Raw genomic sequence first — 20,034 nt, 5'->3', positions numbered from 1 at the left:
TCCCGATTGTTTTCCCGGCGATACTAGGACGCTTCGCCGACCTTCGCCTCGACCGAGAAATCACCTTCACCGGTGGTGACGTCCACAATGGCCCCCGCTGTGCGGATGTCCGGCTCGATCCGCGCGAACCGCGCCAGCAGCTCGGGTGGACCGGTCACCGTCAGCGCCTCCACCGCCGAGCGCATCGACACCTTCGCGTCCGTCTTCGCCCGGCGCACCGCGGCGATCACCTGGCTCGCCAGCGGCAGCAGCTCCCGCTCGCCGTCGCCGGTTTCCGGCACCGGCCACGCCGCCCGGTGCACCGACCCCTCCTGCCACCACGACCAGACCTCTTCGGCCGCGAACGGCAGGAAGGGCGCGAACAGCCGCAGCAACGCCGACAACGCCGTCACCAGCGCCGCCCGCGCGGATTCGGCGGCGTCGGCTCCCCGGTCGCCGTAGGCCCGGCCCTTCACCAGCTCCACGTAGTCGTCGCAGAACGTCCAGAAGAACGTCTCGGTGACCTGCAGGGCCCGTGCGTAGTCCAGGTCCTCCAGCGCCGCGGTCGCCTTTTCGACCACGGTGGCCAGCTCGGCCAGCAGCGCCCGGTCCAGCGGCTCGACGGCGGCGGCGCCCGGCATCGGCACGCCGAGGCCGAGCACGAACCGGCTCGCGTTGAGCAGCTTCGTCGCCAGCCGGCGGCCGACCTTCATCTGGCCCTCGTCCACCGCCGTGTCGACGCCGGGCCGCGCGCTCGCCGCCCAGTAGCGCACCGCGTCCGCACCGTGCCGCTCCAGGATGTCCATCGGCGTCGTGACGTTGCCCTTGGACTTCGACATCTTCTTGCGGTCCGGGTCGAGCACCCAGCCCGCGATCGACGTCTCCCGCCACGGCAGCACGCCCTGCTCCAGCTCCGCGCGCACCGCCGTCGAGAACAGCCAGGTGCGGATGATCTCGTGCGCCTGCGGCCGCAGGTCCATCGGGAAGACGCGCTCGAAGAGGTCGTCGTCGACGCTCCACCGCCCGACGATCTGCGGCGTCAGCGACGACGTCGCCCAGGTGTCCATCACGTCCGGGTCGGCCGCGAACCCGCCGGGCACGCCGCGCTGGTCCTCGGTGAACCCGGGCGGGACGTCGCTGCTCGGGTCGACCGGCAGGGTGTCCGGCAGCAGCGGCTCGTCGTGTTCCGGTTCGCCCTGGGCGTCGAGCCGGTACCACAGCGGGATCGGCACGCCGAAGAACCGCTGCCGGCTGACCAGCCAGTCGCCGGCGAGGTTTTCCACCCACGACGAGTAGCGCACCTTCATGTGCTTCGGCACCCAGGTGAGCTCGTCGCCACGGGCGAGCATCTTTTCCCGGAACGCGGTGTCGGTGCCGCCGTTGCGGAGGTACCACTGCCGGCTGGCGACGATTTCCAGGGGCTTGTCGCCCTTTTCGTAGAACTTCACCGCGTGCGTGATCGGCCGCGGCTCGCCGCGCAGCGCCCCGGCTTCGCGCAGCAGGCGGACCATGATCTCGCGTCCGGTGTGGACGGTCTTGCCGACCAGCGGCGCGTACGCCTCCGCGGGCACGCCGGCGGGGGCGTCGGGCAGGAACCGGCCGTCCCGGCCCAGTACCACCCGCGTCGCGAGCCGCAGCTCGCGCCACCACGTGACGTCGGTCGTGTCGCCGAAGGTGCACACCATCGCGATGCCGCGGCCCTTCTCCGGGTCCGCCAGGTGATGCGCCACCACGGGCACCTCGACGCCGAACACCGGCGTTCGCACGGTCTTCCCGAACAGCGGCTTGAAGCGCTCGTCGTCCGGGTGCGCGACCAGCGCGACGCACGCGGGCAGCAGCTCCGGCCGGGTCGTCGCGATCACCACGTCTTCGCCGTCCGGCCCGGTGAACGCGAGGTCGTGGAAGGCACCCCGGCGTTCGCGGTCCTCCAGCTCGGCCTGGGCCACGGCGGTGCGGAAGCTGACGTCCCAGAGCGTCGGCGCTTCGGCCTGGTACGCCTCGCCGCGCTCCAGGTTGCGCAGGAACGCGCGCTGCGAGATCAGCCGGGCATCGTGCCCGATCGTCTGGTAGGTCATCGTCCAGTCGACCGACAGCCCGATCCGCCGCCACAGCTGTTCGAACACCTGCTCGTCGGTCTCGGTCAGCGATTCGCACAGCTCGACGAAGTTGCGCCGCGAAATCGAGACCACGTCCTTGCCCGGCTTCTCCGGGGCGTGGAAGTCCGGGTCGTAGGGCAGCGACGGGTCGCAGCGGACGCCGAAGTGGTTCTGCACCCGGCGTTCGGTCGGCAGGCCGTTGTCGTCCCACCCCATCGGGTAGAACACCTCGAGCCCGCGCATCCGCTTGAACCGCGCCACGACGTCGGTCTGGGTGAAGGAGAAGACGTGCCCGATGTGCAGCGACCCGCTGACCGTCGGCGGCGGGGTGTCGATCGAATAGACCTCGTCCCGGGTTTTCGTGCGGTCGAAGCGGTAGGCACCGGTGGATTCCCATACGGGTACCCACTTGGCCTCCAGACCGTCGACACCGACCTTGTCCGGAACTCGCGGGCGTTCGTATGGGGTACTCATGAACCAACTCTAGGGTGCGGTGGAACCGCTTTTCGCTTCGGTCGGCAGATCGCGCATGTGCCGCAGGGGTGAGCAGACCACCCACAGCACCGAGGCGACCTCGCCGGCGACCGCCACCCACATCGCGCCGCGCAGCCCGAGCCACTCGCCGAGCCCGCCGCCCAGCAACCCGCCCAGCGGCAGCGTGCCCCAGACGACGAACCGCACGCTCGCGTTCATCCGGCCGAGCAGCCGGTCCGGGCAGATCGCCTGCCGGTACGACACCTGCGCGACGTTGTAGACGATGATCCCGAACCCGCCGGCGACGAGCCCCAACCCGGCGAGCCCGAGCCGCCAGTCCGGCCCGGCGAGCGGAATCAGCAGGTGACCGGGCATGGTGACCAGCGGAACCAGCCAGATCGCCCGCGACTGGCCGAGCCGGCGGGTGACCGCGGCCGAGCAGACAGCGCCGAGGATCCCGCCCGCGCCGCCGATCGCCAGCAGCACGCCGACCGCGGCCGGCGGCAGCCCGACGGTCCGCGTCAGGAACAGCACCTGCACGGCGGCGAACGCGCCACCGAAGAAGTTGGCTGTCGCCGTCGTGCCGACGATCGCCCGCAGCGGCTTGTCGGAGAAGACGAACCGCAGTCCCTCGGCGATCTGCGGCAGCAGCCGGGCGTGGCCGTCGCGCTCCGGCGCCGGTTCCCGCGTGCGGATGCGGAGCAGGCACAGCGCCGACGTCAGGAAGCCGAGGCTGGTGACCAGCACGGTGCTGGCCGCGTTCACCAGCTGGACCAGCACGCCGGCGGCGCTCGGCCCGGCGATCTGCGCGGTCGACTGGACGGCCTGCAGTTTCGCGTTGCCTTCCATGAGGTGCTCCCGCCCGACGAGGGAGGGCAGGTACGACTGGTACGCGATGTCGAAGAACACCGTCGCGATGCCCACGAACAGCACGACGGCCAGCAGCTGGGCGAGCGTGAGCACCCCGGCCCACCAGCTGACCGGCACGCTCAGCAGCAGGGCGAAGCGGACGAAGTCGGCGGTGAGCATGACCCGGCGGCGGCGCAGCCGGTCCACCCACACGCCCGCGGGCAGCCCGATCAGCAGGAAGGCGAGCGTCTCGGCCGCGGTCAGCAGGCCCATTTCGAACGGTGTCGCGGCCAGCGTCACCGCCGCGAGCAGCGGGACGGCCGTGTTGCCGACGAACACGCCGAACTGGCTGGCCGTGTCGCCGGCGAAGAGCCGCCGGAAGTCGGCGTGGCGGAAGAGTGACCCCCTGTGCATGGTCTCCGAGTGTGCCGCGAGTGATTGGAAAGTGTCAATCACTGTTCGCTCTAAGCTGTGCGCCGTGCCGACCGAGAAACGACGTCCCGCCACCGAAGCCGAGGCCGCTGCGCTGGCTTCCGGAATACGGCTGCGCATCATCCGGTTGACCTTCTCGGAGGCGCTGACGAACAAGGAACTGGCGGTGCGGCTGGGTCGCGACCCCGCGACGACCCTGCACCACGTGCGCAAACTCGTCGAGACCGGCTTCCTCGCCGCGCAGCCGCCGCGCCGCGGGGCCCGGGGCGCCAAGGAAATCCCGTATCTTTCGACCGGGCTTTCGTGGACACTCGACTCATGCGGTGACAAGGGCTTGGACCAGGCGATGCTCGAGGCGTATCTGGCCGAGATCGCCGAGACCGGTTTCGACGGCGTGCACCAGACACGCCTCGTCGTCCAGGTGGCCGCCGAGGAGCGGGCGGAGCTGGAAACCCGGCTCAACGCCCTGTTCGAGGAGTTCCGCGCGCGCCCGCGCCGTCCCGGCGCCGAGCGCACCGCGATCTACCTCGCCACCTATCCCAGCACGTAATAGTTCGGTTCCCGCGGCGACTCGTGGGAACATGGAGGCACGATGACAGAACTGACACACACCGGAGACCACGACGACGACCTGTACGACGGCGACCCGTCGACAGGCGAAATGGAGCTCGAAGACCGGGCGTCGCTGCGCCGGGTCCGGGGACTGTCCACGGAGCTGGACGACGTCACCGAGGTCGAGTACCGGCAACTGCGGCTCGAACGCGTCGTGCTGGTCGGCGTGTGGACCGAGGGCACGGCCCTGCAGTCCGAGGCGTCGCTGGCCGAGCTGGCGCGCCTGGCCGAGACGGCGGGCTCGGAGGTCCTCGAAGGCCTCATCCAGCGGCGGACCAAGCCGGACCCGGCCACCTACATCGGCTCGGGCAAGGTGCGGGAGCTGCGGGACATCGTCGGCTCCACCGGCGCCGACACGGTGATCTGCGACGGCGAGCTCTCGCCGGGCCAGCTGCGGCAGCTCGAGGAGAAGGTCAAGGTCAAGGTGATCGACCGGACCGCGCTGATCCTCGACATCTTCGCCCAGCACGCCCGGTCCAAGGAAGGCAAGGCGCAGGTCGAGCTGGCCCAGCTGCAGTACCTGATCCCGCGGCTGCGCGGGTGGGGTGCGTCGCTGTCCCGGCAGGCCGGTGGCCGCGCCGGCGGCGCGAACGGCGGTGTCGGCCTGCGTGGTCCCGGTGAGACCAAGCTCGAGACCGACCGGCGGCGGATCAACAAGCGCGTGGCGAAGCTGCGTCGCGAGATCGCCGCCATGGACACCATCCGCGAGACCAAGCGCGGGCGGCGGCTGGCCAACGAGGTGCCCAGCGTGGCGATCGTCGGCTACACCAACGCCGGCAAGTCGAGCCTGCTCAACGCGCTGACCGGGGCCGGGGTGCTGGTGGAGGACGCGCTGTTCGCCACCCTCGACCCGACCACGCGGCGCGCGCAGACGCCGGACGGCCGCGGCTTCACGCTGACCGACACCGTCGGGTTCGTGCGGCACCTGCCGCACCAGCTGGTGGACGCGTTCCGCTCGACGCTGGAGGAGGCCGCCGACGCGGACCTGCTGCTGCACGTGGTGGACGGGTCCGACCCGGCGCCGGAGGAGCAGGTCAGCGCGGTGCGCGAAGTGCTCGGCGAGATCACCCGCAAGCGCAAGGAGCCGCTCCCGCCGGAGCTGCTGGTGATCAACAAGACCGACGCGTCCGACGAGGTCAGCCTGGCCCGGCTGCGGCACGCGCTGGCCGGTTCGGTCCAGGTCTCGGCCAGGACCGGGGCGGGCATCGCGGAGCTCGTCGAGGTGATCGCCGAGCGCCTGCCGCGCCCGGAGGTCACGGTCGACGTCCTGGTGCCGTACTCGCGCGGCGAGCTGGTCGCGCGGGCCCACGCGGACGGCGAGGTCCTCGAAGAGGAGCACGCCGAAGAGGGCACGCGCCTGCTGGTGCGGGTCCGCCCGGACCTCGCGGCGGCTTTGCGCGAGTACGAGACCAACTCGACCGGGGCCTGAGACGTCTCCGTAGTGTGCGGCTGAAGAGGTCGCACACTACGGAGGTGGGCTGGGTGCGCTGGGTCGTCGCTACGGCGGCAGTTTCGGTGGCCGTGTTCGGCGGACCGGTGCCGGCTTCGGCCGCGCCCGCGCCCGAGTCCTTGTGCACGGTGAAGGACAGCCGCATCGGCGAGCTGTCGGGCCTGGCCTCGGACGGCTCGCAGCTCTACGCGATCAACGACGGCGGCAGCAAGGTCCAGGTGTTCGTGCTGGGCCGCGACTGCAAGGTGCAGAAGGTCCTCACGGACAAGACGGACCCGTTCGACGTCGAGGACCTGGCCCGCACCCCGGACGGGACGCTGTGGCTGTCGGACACGGGCGACAACAAGAAGGGCCGGCTGACGGTCGCGCTGCTGGAGCTGAGCCCGCAGGGCAAGCTCACCCTGCACCGGCTGACGTACCCGGACGGCCAGCACGACACCGAAGCGCTGATCATGGACAAGGCGGGCACGCCGTACCTGATCACCAAGGACATCCTCGGCGAGGCCCGCGTGTACCGGCCGTCGGGCCCCCTGGCCAGCCCGGGACCGACCAACCTGGAGAAGGTCGGCACGGTCAAGATCGCCGAGACGGACACCCAGGGCGGCCCGGTGGGGTCGATCGGCTCGGTCCTGGTGACGGGCGGCGCGTCCTCGGCCGACGGCACGGTGGTGGCGCTGCGGACTTACACGGACGCGTACGTGTACGCGGCCCCGGACGGCGACGTGCTGGCCGCGTTGCAGCGCAACCCGGTGCGGATCCCGTTGCCGGGGGAGAAGCAGGGCGAAGCGATCGCCTTCGACCCTGACGGGACGTTGCTCTCGGGCAGCGAAGGCGTGGGCCAGCCCCTCCGCACGGTGCGGGGCGCGGCGGCTCTGGCCGCGCAGTCCGGCGCACCGGCGGAGGGAACGAGCTCGACCGGCGCGAACGCGTCATCCGGCTCGGCGGGGGACGGGGCCGGGCTCCCCATCCTGCCTGCCGCCGGGATCACGGTCGCGGTGGTCGGTCTCGGCTGGTTCGGCTTCAGCAAGCTGCGTCGCCGCGCTCGCCGCTGATCCCGGCTCCCCACGGCCGAAGATCATCCGATCCGGTGAAGCTTCCGGGCCGTGCGAAAGCCCGGACGCCCCTTCCTAAAGACGTCGCAGGACCGCTACCACCTTGCCGAGCACCGTGGCGTCGTCGCCGGGGATCGGCTCGTACGCCTCGTTGTGCGGCATCAGCCAGATGTGGCCGCCCTTGCGCTTGAACGTCTTGACCGTGGCCTCGCCGTCGATCATCGCCGCGACGATCTCGCCGTTGTCCGCGTCCGGCTGCTGGCGGACCACCACCCAGTCGCCGTCGGTGATGGCCGCGTCGACCATCGAATCGCCGGTGACCTTCAGCAGGAACAGCTCGCCTTCGCCGACGATCTCCCGCGGCAGCGGGAACACGTCCTCGATGGCCTGCTCGGCCAGCACCGGGCCACCGGCGGCGATCCGGCCGACCAGCGGCACGTACGCCGCCTTCGGCATCGACGGCGGCTGGTCCATCTCGATGCCCATGGGGTTGTCGTCGGTCGCCGACAGCACGCCGACCGCGCGCGGCCGGTTCGCGTCGCGCCGCAGGTAGCCCTTGCGCTGGAGAGCGCGCAGCTGGTGCGAGACCGACGACGTCGACGTCAGCCCGACCGCCTCGCCGATTTCGCGGACGCTCGGCGGGTAGCCGTAGCGGCTCACCCAAGTGCGGATCACGTCGAGCACCTGCTGCTGGCGGACGGTGAGGGTCTCGTCCACGTCGTACACCTCGGGCATGGTCTGCACCTTGCCCGAGCCGCCGGGGGACCCACTGGTCCTGCCCGCCTTGTTCTCCTTCGCCACTGCGTCGCCTCCCAGACGTTCGCTGCACGTATCTGCGCGCCGGCCGCCGCCCGCGGGGTGCGGGCACGCTCGCCGGCGGCATCTGCCCGGCAGATGCCCTGGTCACCGACGTTAGCCCCCGGGCACGACGATTTCAAACATCTGTTCGATCGACACGCCGTGTCCGCTCGATTTTGTCGGTGGCAGGTGGTAGACCTTCGCACGGGCGTTCGATAGAACGCCTGTTCGACCTTGATCCACGGGCCGCTCCCGGTCCGGGAATCAGGCGGACACCAGGGTTTCGAGGAGGTTCGGATGTCCATTCTGGCCGAACGCGGGCACGCTCGCCCGGCGACCCCGGTCCCGGCGCCCCTTCGTCCCGTGCGCGTGCTGCGCGGGCTCCGCGGAGAGGTGAAGCGCCCGCCGACGCGCGCCCGGGTCGTCGCGGGCCGCCGCCCGGCCGGCGCGCCGTGCGCGGCGCCGCGCCGGGTGCCGGTGCGCTGGCCGTGGCTGGCGGCGCTGGCGGTGGCGAGCTGCCTGGTGGTCACGGGACTGGGGCTGCTCGGCGGCGGCACGACGGCGGACGCCCCGGTCCCGGCGGAGACGGCGACGGTGTCGGTGGGCCAGGGCGACACGCTCTCGGCGCTGGCGGCGAGGTTCGCCCCGGACAGCGACCCAGCCGCGGTCGTGGCCCGGATCAAGGAGCTGAACCGGCTGGACGACGCCGTGCTGGTGCCCGGCCTGCCGCTGACGGTCCCGGTCGCCGGCGTTCCGGCGCCATGAGTCCCGGCGGGACCGAGGCGGAGACGCCGGTGCTCCCGAGGGGCGATCGATCGAACCCGGCGCCGGGCCCTGCTTCCGGTGGGCCGTCGAGTGGCGCGAACACCCGCCATCGCGTCACCCGCGCCGGTGAAACCTCCGTCTGCCGGAACCGGCCGCCCGGCCGATCCGCGGCGCCGCCCGGCGCCACCCGAACAGCCCAACCCGGCCCCGACCAGGGCGAGTGCCCCGCGGCGCTTCCGACCCCGCCGAGCCGGCACCGCCGAGCCGGCCCTGCCGTCCTCACCCGGGAGAGGCGGGACCCGCCGCGCCGCTTGCGCACACCTCCGCCGAGTTCTACGCTCGCCCGCTATATGTAGTAGTTACACCGCTGTAGTTGGTCCACAGGTTGGGGTAGGCTGGACAGTAGTTGTCCACAGCTGGTCGGCGTTTACCCACCGGATGTCCACAGATCGATCACCAGGTGCAGGGGTGCGTGGTGGCCGCGGGACGTCGACCGGGGCGGCCGGCGCGGAGGGGAAGGTGATCGGCGGATGAGGTGCCCGTTCTGCCGGCATGCGGACTCTCGGGTCGTCGACTCCCGAGAGGTGGATGAAGGCCAGGCGATCCGGCGGCGGCGCTCGTGCGCGTCGTGCGGACGGCGGTTCACGACTTCGGAGACGATGGTGCTCGCCGTCGTCAAGCGCTCCGGGGTCACCGAACAGTTCAGCCGGGACAAGGTGGTGAGCGGCGTCCGCCGCGCCTGCCAGGGCAGGCCGGTCGACGACGACGCGCTGCAGCAGCTCGCGCAGCGCGTGGAGGAGTCGATCCGCTCCGCCGGGCTGGCGGAGATCCCGAGTCACGAGGTCGGCCTGGCCATCCTGGGCCCGCTGCGTGAGCTCGACGGGGTCGCCTACCTCCGGTTCGCCAGCGTCTACCGCTCCTTCTCGTCGGTCGAGGACTTCGAGAAGGAGATCGCCGACCTCCGTGAGGCCATGGCGGGTGCTGCTGCCGAGAAGGACAGCGATCAGCGCGAAGACGGCGACTGAGCCGTCCCGCTGCGGGAGAGGGTTCAACCGATGACGGAAACCGTGGGAACGGGGGCCCGCGCGGCCGCCGGCAAGAAGAGCAAGGCCGCCGGCGGGCTGAGCGTGCAGCGCGTCTTCACCACCGAGGGCGAGCACCCGTACGACCAGGTCACCTGGGAGCAGCGGGACGTCGTCATGACCAACTGGCGCGACGGCTCGGTCAACTTCGAGCAGCGCGGCGTGGAGTTCCCGGACTTCTGGTCGGTCAACGCCACCAACATCGTCACCAGCAAGTACTTCCGCGGCGCCGTGGGCAGCCCGCAGCGCGAGCGCAGCCTCAAGCAGCTCATCGACCGCGTCGTCCACACCTACGTCAAGGCCGCGCGCGACCACGGCTACTTCGCCACGCCGCAGGACCTCGAGATCTTCGAGCACGAACTCACCTGGATGCTGCTGCACCAGGTCTTCAGCTTCAACTCCCCGGTCTGGTTCAACGTCGGCACGCCGTCGAAGCAGCAGGTCAGTGCCTGCCAGCCGTACGACGCCCTGGTGAGCACCCCCGGGGGAGCCGTGCCGATCGGCCGTTTCGTCGAGCTGGACGCCGTGGGTGCCAAGGTCTACGACGCGCACGGGTTGACCAAGGTCGTCGCCACGAAGGCGAACGGGATCAAGGAAGTCCTGCGGGTCACCACGAAATCCGGGCACGTCCTCGACGTCACGGCCGATCACCTCGTGTGGAAGGCCGGCTCGGTGAGCGGGAAGTTCGTGCCTGCCGGAGAGCTGCGCATCGGCGACACGCTCGAATGGCACCGTCGCAGCGCGTTCGGCGAGGAAGAGATCCGGGAGACCGACATCGCCGAAGCCGCCCTCGCAGGCTGGCTGCAGTCGGACGGCTTCGTCGGCCAGTACCAGGGGACGAACCGCTCGCTCACCATCGAAGCGATGACCGTGAACGACGCCGAGCTGTCCTGGGTGCGTGACGCGCTCGACCGCGTCTTCCCGGACGTCCACCGCCACGAGCGTGCCGTCGAGACCCAGGACGAGACGCTCGACTGCCGCCGCACGCGGCTCTACGGCAACGTTCTCGAGAACTTCGTCGACGGCTGGGGGCTGCGCGCTCGCGGTACCGAAATGGTGGTGCCGGAGCAGCTGTACACGGCCCCGCTGCCGGTCGTGGCCGCTTATCTGCGGAGTATCTTCCAGGCCGAGGGCTATGTCTCCGCGCGCGAACGGTCCACTCTGGTCGCCGTGGACATGATCAGCGAGGAGCTGATCCGCGGGGTCCAGCAGCTCTTGGCCCGGTTCGGTGTCTTCGCCCGGGTGGGCCGCAAGAAGGAGAGCCGGCCGGACCGGCACGACCTCTGGAGCATCCGGATCCAGAGCGCCGGCGACCGGCGGATCTTCGCCGACGAGATCGGTTTCCTCGATCCGGTCAAGACCGCGAAGCTGGAGGCGTCCTTCGAAAAGCCCGGCCTGTCCGCCCGCGAGACGAAGCGGCTGGAGATCGCTTCGATCGAAAGCCGTGGCGAGATGCCGGTCTATGACATCCAGACGGAATCCGGGGAGTACCTGTCCGGGAACCTCCGGGTCCACAACTGTTTCATCCTCGCCGTCGACGACACGATGGAGTCGATCCTCAACTGGTACCGCGAGGAGGGCCTGATCTTCAAGGGCGGCTCCGGCGCCGGCCTCAACCTCTCCCGCATCCGCTCCTCGAAGGAATTGCTCACCTCCGGCGGCACCGCCTCCGGCCCGGTCTCGTTCATGCGCGGCGCCGACGCGTCCGCGGGCACCATCAAGTCCGGCGGCGCCACCCGGCGCGCGGCGAAGATGGTCGTGCTCGACATCGACCACCCGGACATCGAGGAGTTCGTCCAGACGAAGGCGCGCGAAGAGGAGAAGATCAAGGTCCTCCGCGACGCCGGGTTCGACATGGACCTCTCCGGCGCGGACATCTCTTCCGTGCAGTACCAGAACGCGAACAACTCGGTCCGCGTGTCCGACGAGTTCATGCAGGCGGTCGAGAACGGCACCGACTTCGGCCTGCGCGCCCGGCTCACCGGCGAGGTCATCGACCGGACCGACGCGAAGAAGCTGTTCCGCAGCGTCGCCCAGGCCGCGTGGGAGTGCGCCGACCCCGGCATCCAGTACGACGGCACGATCAACGACTGGCACACCTGCCCCGAGTCGGGCCGGATCACCGCGTCGAACCCGTGCAGCGAGTACATGCACCTGGACAACTCCAGCTGCAACCTGGCGTCGCTGAACCTGCTCAAGTTCGTCACGCCCGAGGGCACGTTCGACGCGCCGCTGTTCGCGCGCGCCGTCGAGTTCGTCATCACCGCGATGGACGTCTCGATCTGCTTCGCCGACTTCCCGACCGAGCCGATCGCCGACACCACGCGCAAGTTCCGCCAGCTCGGCATCGGGTACGCCAACCTCGGCGCGCTGCTGATGGCGCTGGGCCACGCCTATGACTCCGACGGCGGCCGCGCGCTCGCGGCGGCGATCACGTCGCTGATGACGGGCGTGTCGTACCGGCGTTCGGCGGAGATGGCCCAGGTCGTCGGCGCGTACGAGGGCTACGCGCGCAACGCCGAAGCGCATCAGCGCGTGATGCGCAAGCACGCGGCGGCGAACGAGCTCGTCCGCACCTACCACTCGAACGACGCCGCCGTCCGTGCGCTGGCGACCGCGGAGTGGCAGAAGGGCATCGAAATTGGGACGAAGCACGGCTGGCGCAACGCGCAGGCGTCGGTGCTCGCGCCGACCGGCACCATCGGCTTCATGATGGACTGCGACACGACCGGCATCGAGCCGGACTTCTCGCTGGTCAAGTTCAAGAAGCTGGTCGGCGGCGGTTCGATGCAGATCGTCAACCAGACGGTGCCGCGCGCGCTGACGGCGCTGGGTTACCTGGACGAGCAGGTCGAGGCGATCGTGGAGTACGTGGCGCAGCACGGTCACGTCGTCGACGCGCCGGGCCTGCGCCCCGAGCACTACGAGGTGTTCGACTGCGCGGTCGGCGAGCGGTCGATCGCGCCGATGGGGCACGTCCGGATGATGGCCGCGGTGCAGCCGTTCCTGTCCGGCGCGATCTCCAAGACGGTCAACATGCCGGAGTCGGCGACGGTCGAAGAGGTCGAGGAGATCTACTTCCAGGGCTGGAAGCTCGGCCTGAAGGCGCTCGCCATCTACCGCGACAACTGCAAGGTCGGCCAGCCGCTGTCGACGGCGAAGAAGACTTCGGAGACCGCGTCCGCCGAGCCCGAGAAGGTCGTCGAGTACCGCCCGGTGCGCAAGCGGCTGCCGAAGAAGCGCCCGAGCCAGACGGTGTCGTTCACCGTCGGCGGCGCGGAGGGCTACCTGACGGCGGGCTCGTACCCGGATGACGGCCTCGGCGAGATCTTCGTCAAGCTCGGCAAGCAGGGCTCGACCCTGGCGGGCGTGATGGACGCGTTCTCGATGTCGATCTCGGTCGGCCTCCAGCACGGCATCCCGCTCGAGTTCTACGTCTCGAAGTTCAGCAACCTGCGCTTCGAGCCGGCGGGCATGACCGACGACCCGGACATCCGCATCGCGACGAGCGTGATGGACTACCTGTTCCGCCGGCTGGCCCTGGACTACCTGCCGTACGAGAAGCGTTCCCAGCTGGGCATCCTCTCGGCGGACGAGCGCTCGGCGGAGGTGGAGGCGGCGTACGGCAACCCGGGCGTCGACCTGGAAGCCCTGCAGTCCACAGTGGACGCTTCCCCGGAGCCGCACGCGGAGGAAGCGGCCCACCCGCACCGCGAAGCGCAGACGACGACGGAGCTGATGGAGCTCCGCCTCGGCAAGGCGGCGGACGCCCCGCTGTGCATGACGTGCGGCACGAAGATGCGCCCGGCGGGCTCGTGCTACGCCTGCGAGGGCTGCGGCGCGACGTCGGGTTGTAGCTGACCCGCGCACCGGCCGGGGTGGCCCCACCCCGGCCGGTGGCGGTCGCACTACGAAAACCGTATCGGACCGCAGTGAGAGCCACGCTTTCTTTATTGGAAAGCCGAGTCGATCGCGTTTGCCGGTGAGACTCGGCCCCGCCAGCCTTCCCTTTCCCGGCCCCGGCTATCGTGCTCGCCGGGGGATTGACCGGCGATTCCCCGCGCTGCGCACTTTCGTGTGGAACCGGGGAGGGACCCGCGATGACTTCGCTCGTCGTCGACGAAACGATTCCGGAAACGGCAAGACCCACCGGCCGGAGCCGGGGAAACCGGTGGCTGATCGCGGTCGTCATCGCGGTTTTCGCCGTTCTCGCGTGGCAGCGCCGCTGGGTCTGCGACGACGGCCTGATCGTCCTCCGCACCGTCCACAACCTCCTCGACGGCAACGGGCCGGTGTTCAACGCCGGTGAACGCGTCGAAACCAACACGAGCACGCTGTGGACCTACGTCGTCGCCCTCGGGGGGCTGCAGCCGTGGCTGCGGCTGGAGTGGGTGACCGTCGTGCTCGGGCTGCTGTGCGCGGTCGGGGGGCTCTTCTTCGGGCTCGACGGCGCCCGGCGGCTGTTCCCCGGACGGCGGATCGTGCCGGCCGGTGGCCTGGTCGTCCTCGGGCTGCCGCCCTTCTGGGACTACGCCACGTCGGGCCTGGAGACCGGGCTCGTCACGCTCTGGCTGTCCCTCCTGTGGTGGCAGCTCGTCCGGCACGCGACCGCCGGCCCGGTCCGGGTCTGGCCGACCCTGCTGCTGATCGGCTGCGGCCCGCTGGTGCGCCCCGAATTCGCGCTCGTCTCCGCGGTCACGTTCGCCGCGCTGCTCGCCGTCGTCCGGCCGGGGTGGCGTCGCAGCGCCGGCTGGCTCGCCCTCGCCGGCCTGCTGCCCGTGGCCTACCAGGTGTTCCGGATGGGCTACTACGGGCTCATCACGCCCAACACCGCCCTGGCCAAGGAGGCGACGCAGGCCCGCTGGGACCGCGGGTGGTTCTACCTCGCCGAGTTCGCCGGCGCGTACTGGCTGCTGGTCCCGGTCGTGCTCCTGCTCGCCGTCGCCGTCCTGGTGCTGCGGGACCGGGCGAAGCTCGTGGTCGTGCTCGCGCCGGCGGTCGCCGGGCTGGTGCTCGGGCTGTACGTCACCCGGGTCGGCGGGGACTACATGCACGCCCGGATGTTCCTGCCGGTGCTCACCTGCCTGCTCCTGCCGGTGATGGTCGTCCCGCTGACCCGGTGGACCACGCCGCTCGTGCTGGCCGTCGCCGCCTGGGCCGTCACCAGCGCCGTCGGCCTGCGGCCGGTTTCGGCCGAGCAGCACAAGATCGGCGCGCACGGCATCAGCGACGCCCGCGTGTTCTGGGTCGACTCCACGCACAAGGAGCACCCGATCACCGCCGACGACGCCGCGGGCCTGATCGGGTACCTGCCGGAACTCGCCGCCGCCCGTGCCGGGCACACCGGCCCGGTCGTCGCGGTGAAGGTGAACTTCGAGTGGGTCGTCTACCCGGGGACCCGCACGGTGATCGACACGCCGGGCGCGCTCGGCTTCCCCGGGCTCCTGCTGCCGCGCACCGAGACCGTGATCGACGACCTCGGGCTGGCGAGCCCGCTGGCCGCGCACAGCGACGTGGTGCCCGGCCGGCCGGCGGGCCACCAGAAGGAGCTGTCGGTCGCCTGGGTCATCGCGGACGCCGGCGCCGGCACGGCGGCGCAGCTCTCGGCCGCCGGGCACGAACTCGTCTGGTCGGAGTCCATCGCGGCCGCGCAGCGGGCCCTCACCCGCCCGGAAATCCGCGAGATGCTCGATTCGGTCCGGGCTCCGCTGACCTTCGAGCGGTTCCGGGACAACCTCCTGCACGCGTTCGGCCGCAGCCGTCTCCGCTTCGACCCCGACCCGATCGCGGCGTCGTTCGGCAACTGAGTCACAGCAGCCGCGCCGCCAGGTGCCGCAGGGTCGCGGCGATCCGCGCCGGCGGCACCCCCCGGGACGTCTGGTGCAGGAACAGCTCCGGCGCCAGCGGAGCCAGCAGCACGTCCGCCAGGACGTCGGGGTCGGCCGCGCCGGCCGCCTCCGCCAGGACCCGGACGTGGGTCCGCCAGAACCCGTACGCGCCGGTCGTGAACCGGGAATGCCCGACCTCCGCGCCCAGCACCAGGGGCGCGTGCCGCTCCAGCAGGTCCACCATCGCCGTGTAAAACGCGGCCAGGCGCTCCGCCGGCGGGGCGCCGGGGCCCAGGGGCGGGTCGCCGCGCAGGAGCACCTCCTGCAGCCGGCGCTCGTGCTCGTCCAGCAGGGCGACCGCGATGGCCGCCCGGTCCGGGTAACGGCGGTACAGCGTCCCGCGGCCGACGCCGGCCGCCCGCGCGATGTCCTCCATCGTCACCTCCGCCGCGCCACGGGCGGTGAACAGCTCCTCGGCCGCGGCGAGGATCTTCGCGCGGTTGCGGGCCGCGTCGGCGCGTTCGGGCATGGGGCCACCCTAGGAATAAGTGGACGCGGTGTCCAGTTGAGCGGGAGGTAACCGGGAGGAGGCCCCCATGGGCTGGATTACGCTGATCGTCGCCGGGCTCGTCGAAATCGCCTGGTCGCAGAGCATCAAACCGACGGAGAACTTCACGCGGCCCTGGCCGACGCTGCTGTGCTTCGTGCTCGGTGCCGCCGCGGTGTACCTGCTGTCGCGCGCGATGGACACCGTCCCGGTGGGCACCGCCTACGCGGTGTTCACCGGGATCGGTGCCGTCGGCGCGATCGTGCTCGGCGTCGTCGTGAACAAGGACCCGCTGAGCGTCGGCCGGGCGGCCGCGCTGGCCCTGATCGTCGGCGGCGTCGTGCTCGCGCGGGTCACTTCGTGAGCTGCTCCCACAGGAACTCGAAGACCAGCGCCCACTTGAACGCCAGCTGCTCGTTGTCCGCGGCGGCACCGTGGCCGCCTTCGATGTTCTCGTGGTAGCGGACGTCGTGCCCCTGCTCGCTCATCCGCGCCACCATCTTGCGGGCGTGGGCGGGGTGCACGCGGTCGTCGCGCGTCGACGTCACGAACAGCGACGGCGGGTACTCTCGTCCACTGTGGACGTTCTGGTATGGCGAGTACTTCGAGATGTAGTCCCATTCCGCGGGGTCGTCGGGGTCGCCGTACTCGGCCATCCAGGACGCCCCGGCCAGCAGCAGGTGGTAGCGGCGCATGTCCAGCAGGGGCACCTGGCTGACGATCGCGCCGAACCGCTCCGGGTAGCGCGTCAGCATGACGCCCATCAGCAGCCCGCCGTTGCTGCCGCCCTGGATGCCGAGCTTTTCCGGCGTCGTGATGCCGCGCTCGACCAGGTCCGCGGCCACCGCGGCGAAGTCCTCGTACACGCGGTGGCGCTCGGCCTTGATCGCCTGCGTGTGCCAGCCGGGCCCGTACTCGCCGCCGCCGCGGATGTTCGCCACGACGTACGTGCCGCCGCGGGCCAGCCACCCGCGGCCGATCATCCCGCTGTAGGACGGCGTCAGCGAGATCTCGAAGCCGCCGTAGCCGGTCAGCAGCGTCGGGCCGCCCTCGGCGCCGGACGGCCGGACGACGAAGTACGGGATCTTCGTGCCGTCCTCCGACGTCGCGAAGTACTGCGCGACGCTCATGCCCGAAGCGTCGAAGAACGCCGGAGCCTGCTTCAGCACTTCGACCTCTTCGCCGACGTGCCCGATGCTCAACGTCGACGGCTGCAGGAAGCCGCTGGAGTCGATCAGGTACTCGTCGCTGACGTCGGGGTCGGTGTCGAAGATGTCCGCGCTGCCGAACTCCGGCCCGCCCGCCAGCGGCGCCTCCTGCCAGCCGTCCGGGCCCGGGGTCAGCGTGCGCAGCTCGGTGCGGACGTCGCGCAGCGTGCCGAGCAGCAGGTGGTGGCGGGTCCAGGCCCAGTAGCTCAGCGAAGTGTGCTCGTCGGGCGTGAACAGCGTCGTGAAATCCCGGTCGCCGGCCAGGAAGGCGTCGAACCCGATGGCGATCAGCGAGCCCGCCGGGTGTTCGGTGCCGCCGACCGCCCACGCCGTCCGCGGCCGCACCAGCAGCCATTCGCGGTGCACGGACGCGCTCGCGTCGTCCGGGACGTCGATCTTGACCAGCCCGCTCGCCGTCTTCAGGTGCAGTTCCGAGCGGTAGAAGTCGATCGCGCGGCTGACGAAGTCGCGCTCGAACCCCTCGGTCGGGTCGTGGGACGCGCCGATCGAGACGTCGTCGGGCTTGCCTTCGAAGACCGTGACGGCTTCCGACAGCGGCGTGCCGCGGCGCCACTCCTTGGCCAGCCGCGGGTACCCGGAGCTGGTCAGCGAACCCGGCCCGAAGTCCGTTCCGATGTAGACGCGGTCTTCGTCGATCCAGCCGATCCGCGTCTTCGCCTCCGGCACGGTGAAGCCGTCTTCGACGAACTCGTGCGCGTCGAGGTCGAACTCGCGGACCACGGTGGCGTCCGCGCCGCCGCGGGACAGCTCGACCAGGCCGCGCCGGTAGTCCGGGCGCAGCACGGTGGCGCCCTGCCAGACCCAGTTCTCGCCCTCGGCCTCGGCCAGCGCGTCGACGTCGAGCAGCAGCTCCCACTCGGGCTCGGCCTGCCGGTAGGACTCCGGCGTCGTCCGCCGCCACAGGCCGCGCGGGTGGCTCGCGTCCTGCCAGAAGTTGTAGAAGAACTCCCCGCGGCGGCGCACGTACGGGATCCGGTCGTCGGCGTCGAGGACCTCGCGCAGCTCGTCACGAAGCTCGGCGAAGCGCGCCCCGGTCGTCAGCTCGTCCAGCGTCTCGTCGTTGCGGGCGCGCACCCAGTCCAGCGCGTCCTCGCCGGTCACGTCTTCCAGCCACAGGTAGGGATCCTCGACACTCATGCCGCTCAGTCTCGCCCGGCGAAGGGCTCCGCGGCCACCCGGTGGCGTTTTCGTTTCGTGATCCCGGCCTCCCGGGCGGTCCGTATGCTGGTGCCACCGAGCAGGGGGAGACTGTGAACGACGCCGAACCGCCGTGGCCGGGGACGGCCCGGCCGCCGGCACCCGCGTGGGTGCCGGAGCCGAGCCCGTGGACGCCCGGCTGGGCCGCCGCGCCGCCCGTCCCGATCGCCCCGCCGCGCAGCCGGCTCTGGGGCGCGGTCGGCGGGGTGATGATCGCCGTGCTGGCCTTCTCGCTGATCGCCGCGACCATCCCGCGCCGGGTCGACGGGCGCGCCTTCGCCGCGGAGGGCGCCGACACCGGCCGGGCGTACGGCGACACCGGCAAGCCGCCGAAGGCCGTGCCGGAAACCGCGCGCAACCCGCTGCTCGGCGACGGCATCGGCCCCGGGCCCGCCACCTGCACCCTGCCCGAGCTCGGCCGGGCGCCCGAGCAGCTCAAGACGTACTACCGCACGCTGGTCGGCTGCCTGGAACAGGCGTGGCGCCCGGCGCTGGCGAAGGCGAACGAACCGACGTTGCCGGCCACTGTGTCGGTGACGCTGCCGGAGCACAGCGCGTGCGGCGAAGCGCCCACGGAGAACGAAGCCGTCGCCTACTACTGCGGCGGCGACACGACGATCTACGCCCCGACCGACTGGATGCTCTCGGACGCCGGCCTCAACAAGGCCCGGCACATCGCGACGATCGCCCACGAATACGGCCATCACGTGCAGCGCGAGAGCGGCATCCTGTCCGCGGCGGCGGACAAGATGACCTCGCCGGACGAGAACAGCACGGCCGACAAGGAGGTCGTCCGCCGGATCGAGCTGCAGGCCAACTGCTTCGGCGCGCTGTTCCTGGCGGCCGTCGCCGGTTCGGGTTCGATCAGCCGGTCGCTGGCGAACGCGGCCGTCGCCGACTACGGGCGCGCCGACAACAGCGACACCCACGGTTCGCGCGAGCACCAGCTGTCCTGGGCGAAGGCCGGCTACGACGGCAAGGCCACGAAGGCGTGCGACACGTGGAGCGCCCCCGTCGACGAGGTCAGCTGACCCACGCCGGGTCGCGGCCGAGCAGGGCGAGGAACCGGTCGAGGGCGCTCGCGTCCTTCGGGACTTCGACGCTGTGGGCGAACGAGCCGTTCTTCTCCCGGCCTTCGTCCGGGATCCGCTCGGCCAGCTTGGTGGCGACGTACACGGCTTCGGCGTCCGGCTCGTAGGGCAGGCCGAGCGCACGGGCCAGGTCCCAGCCGTGCGCGACGGTGTCGACCAGGTGCATGTGCGCGGCGATCGAGCCGGGGAACGTGCCGAAGTGGTTGATGGTCAGCTGCCGCTCCAGCACGGCGTCGCCGGCGAAGGCGTCCAGGAAGTCCTCGACGGACGCCCGGTACGCGGCGCAGGCGTCGTCGCCGAGGGTGCCGGCGTCCCAGTCCGGCGCCGAGCCTTCGCGGGCCGCCGTCGCGAACGCGTGGTTCTCGCCGACCTGGTGGCGGAGCAGGTCGGCCACGGTCCAGCCGGTGCACGGCGTGGGGCGGGCGAGGTCGGCGGGGGTCACGGCGGCGACGAGCTCGTCGAGGACGAGCAGGGTGCGGCGGTCGAGTTCGCGGAGATCCATGTCCGGCACGCTAAGCCGCGAAGCGGACCACGAACAGTGCCAAATCCGCCG

15 protein-coding genes are annotated in these 20,034 nt (G+C 71.2%); 9 read left to right on the top strand and 6 right to left on the bottom strand.

Annotated features, from left to right (window positions below):
- Window positions 1-23: 23 nt before the first annotated feature.
- Together valS and AB0J55_RS24195 are read right to left on the bottom strand one after the other, a co-directional pair.
- Window positions 24-2,549, bottom strand: a complete 2,526-nt coding sequence (valS, locus tag AB0J55_RS24200) for a valine--tRNA ligase (RefSeq protein ID WP_364252463.1) — start codon at window positions 2,547-2,549, stop codon at window positions 24-26.
- Window positions 2,550-2,558: 9 nt separating this feature from the next.
- Window positions 2,559-3,812 (bottom strand): MFS transporter, encoded by a 1,254-nt coding sequence (locus AB0J55_RS24195; protein ID WP_364252460.1) that lies wholly within the window; start codon window positions 3,810-3,812, stop codon window positions 2,559-2,561.
- Window positions 3,813-3,876: 64 nt separating this feature from the next.
- Between AB0J55_RS24195 and AB0J55_RS24190 the strand changes: the two genes are divergently transcribed.
- Genes AB0J55_RS24190 through AB0J55_RS24180 form a run of 3 tightly spaced genes read left to right on the top strand, consistent with a single transcriptional unit; the run spans window position 3,877 to window position 6,944 of the window.
- A complete protein-coding gene (locus AB0J55_RS24190) occupies window positions 3,877-4,380 on the top strand; it encodes a winged helix-turn-helix domain-containing protein (protein ID WP_364252457.1) in 504 nt (167 codons plus the stop codon).
- A gap of 42 nt (window positions 4,381-4,422) precedes the next feature.
- Entirely contained in the window at window positions 4,423-5,871 is a 1,449-nt protein-coding gene (gene hflX, locus AB0J55_RS24185) for a GTPase HflX (protein ID WP_364252454.1), read from the top strand.
- 53 nt (window positions 5,872-5,924) lie between these two features.
- Window positions 5,925-6,944 (top strand): esterase-like activity of phytase family protein, encoded by a 1,020-nt coding sequence (locus AB0J55_RS24180; RefSeq protein WP_364253080.1) that lies wholly within the window; start codon window positions 5,925-5,927, stop codon window positions 6,942-6,944.
- Window positions 6,945-7,019: 75 nt separating this feature from the next.
- On the opposite strand, the gene lexA is transcribed toward AB0J55_RS24180, so the two are convergent.
- Window positions 7,020-7,679 (bottom strand): transcriptional repressor LexA, encoded by a 660-nt coding sequence (gene lexA, locus AB0J55_RS24175; RefSeq protein ID WP_051767737.1) that lies wholly within the window; start codon window positions 7,677-7,679, stop codon window positions 7,020-7,022.
- Window positions 7,680-8,039: 360 nt separating this feature from the next.
- On the opposite strand from lexA, the gene AB0J55_RS24170 reads away from it, so the two are divergent.
- The 4 genes from AB0J55_RS24170 (at window position 8,040) to AB0J55_RS24155 (ending at window position 15,396) form a co-directional block, all read left to right on the top strand.
- On the top strand, window positions 8,040-8,507 hold the full coding sequence (locus AB0J55_RS24170) for a LysM peptidoglycan-binding domain-containing protein (protein WP_364252450.1): 468 nt from the start codon (window positions 8,040-8,042) through the stop codon (window positions 8,505-8,507).
- A gap of 530 nt (window positions 8,508-9,037) precedes the next feature.
- On the top strand, window positions 9,038-9,532 hold the full coding sequence (gene nrdR, locus AB0J55_RS24165; RefSeq protein ID WP_033261941.1) for a transcriptional regulator NrdR: 495 nt from the start codon (window positions 9,038-9,040) through the stop codon (window positions 9,530-9,532).
- 30 nt (window positions 9,533-9,562) lie between these two features.
- Complete coding sequence (locus tag AB0J55_RS24160) at window positions 9,563-13,450, top strand: vitamin B12-dependent ribonucleotide reductase (protein ID WP_364252445.1); 3,888 nt, start codon at window positions 9,563-9,565, stop codon at window positions 13,448-13,450.
- Window positions 13,451-13,689: 239 nt separating this feature from the next.
- Entirely contained in the window at window positions 13,690-15,396 is a 1,707-nt protein-coding gene (locus tag AB0J55_RS24155; RefSeq protein ID WP_364252442.1) for a hypothetical protein, read from the top strand.
- Window position 15,397: 1 nt separating this feature from the next.
- On the opposite strand, the gene AB0J55_RS24150 is transcribed toward AB0J55_RS24155, so the two are convergent.
- Window positions 15,398-15,946 (bottom strand): helix-turn-helix domain-containing protein, encoded by a 549-nt coding sequence (locus tag AB0J55_RS24150; protein ID WP_364252439.1) that lies wholly within the window; start codon window positions 15,944-15,946, stop codon window positions 15,398-15,400.
- Between the two features lie 67 nt (window positions 15,947-16,013).
- Here AB0J55_RS24150 and AB0J55_RS24145 point away from each other — a divergent pair, with 67 nt between their 5' ends.
- Complete coding sequence (locus tag AB0J55_RS24145; RefSeq protein ID WP_364252436.1) at window positions 16,014-16,328, top strand: multidrug efflux SMR transporter; 315 nt, start codon at window positions 16,014-16,016, stop codon at window positions 16,326-16,328.
- On the opposite strand, the gene AB0J55_RS24140 is transcribed toward AB0J55_RS24145, so the two are convergent.
- A complete protein-coding gene (locus tag AB0J55_RS24140; RefSeq protein ID WP_364252433.1) occupies window positions 16,318-18,330 on the bottom strand; it encodes a prolyl oligopeptidase family serine peptidase in 2,013 nt (670 codons plus the stop codon). The two genes, AB0J55_RS24145 and AB0J55_RS24140, sit on opposite strands and share 11 nt — an antisense overlap.
- Before the next feature lie 113 nt (window positions 18,331-18,443).
- On the opposite strand from AB0J55_RS24140, the gene AB0J55_RS24135 reads away from it, so the two are divergent.
- Window positions 18,444-19,421, top strand: coding sequence for a neutral zinc metallopeptidase (locus tag AB0J55_RS24135; RefSeq protein ID WP_364252430.1), 978 nt, complete (start codon window positions 18,444-18,446; stop codon window positions 19,419-19,421).
- Here AB0J55_RS24135 and AB0J55_RS24130 read toward each other — a convergent pair.
- Window positions 19,414-19,983 carry a TIGR03086 family metal-binding protein gene (locus AB0J55_RS24130; RefSeq protein WP_364252427.1) on the bottom strand — a complete coding sequence of 190 codons (570 nt, stop codon included), beginning with the start codon at window positions 19,981-19,983 and terminating at the stop codon, window positions 19,414-19,416. The genes AB0J55_RS24135 and AB0J55_RS24130 overlap by 8 nt on opposite strands.
- Window positions 19,984-20,034 lie beyond the last annotated feature (51 nt).

Source organism: Amycolatopsis sp. NPDC049688 (assembly GCF_040674975.1).
Lineage (GTDB): Bacteria > Actinomycetota > Actinomycetes > Mycobacteriales > Pseudonocardiaceae > Amycolatopsis.
This window is presented reverse-complemented; position numbering and strand designations above follow the sequence as displayed.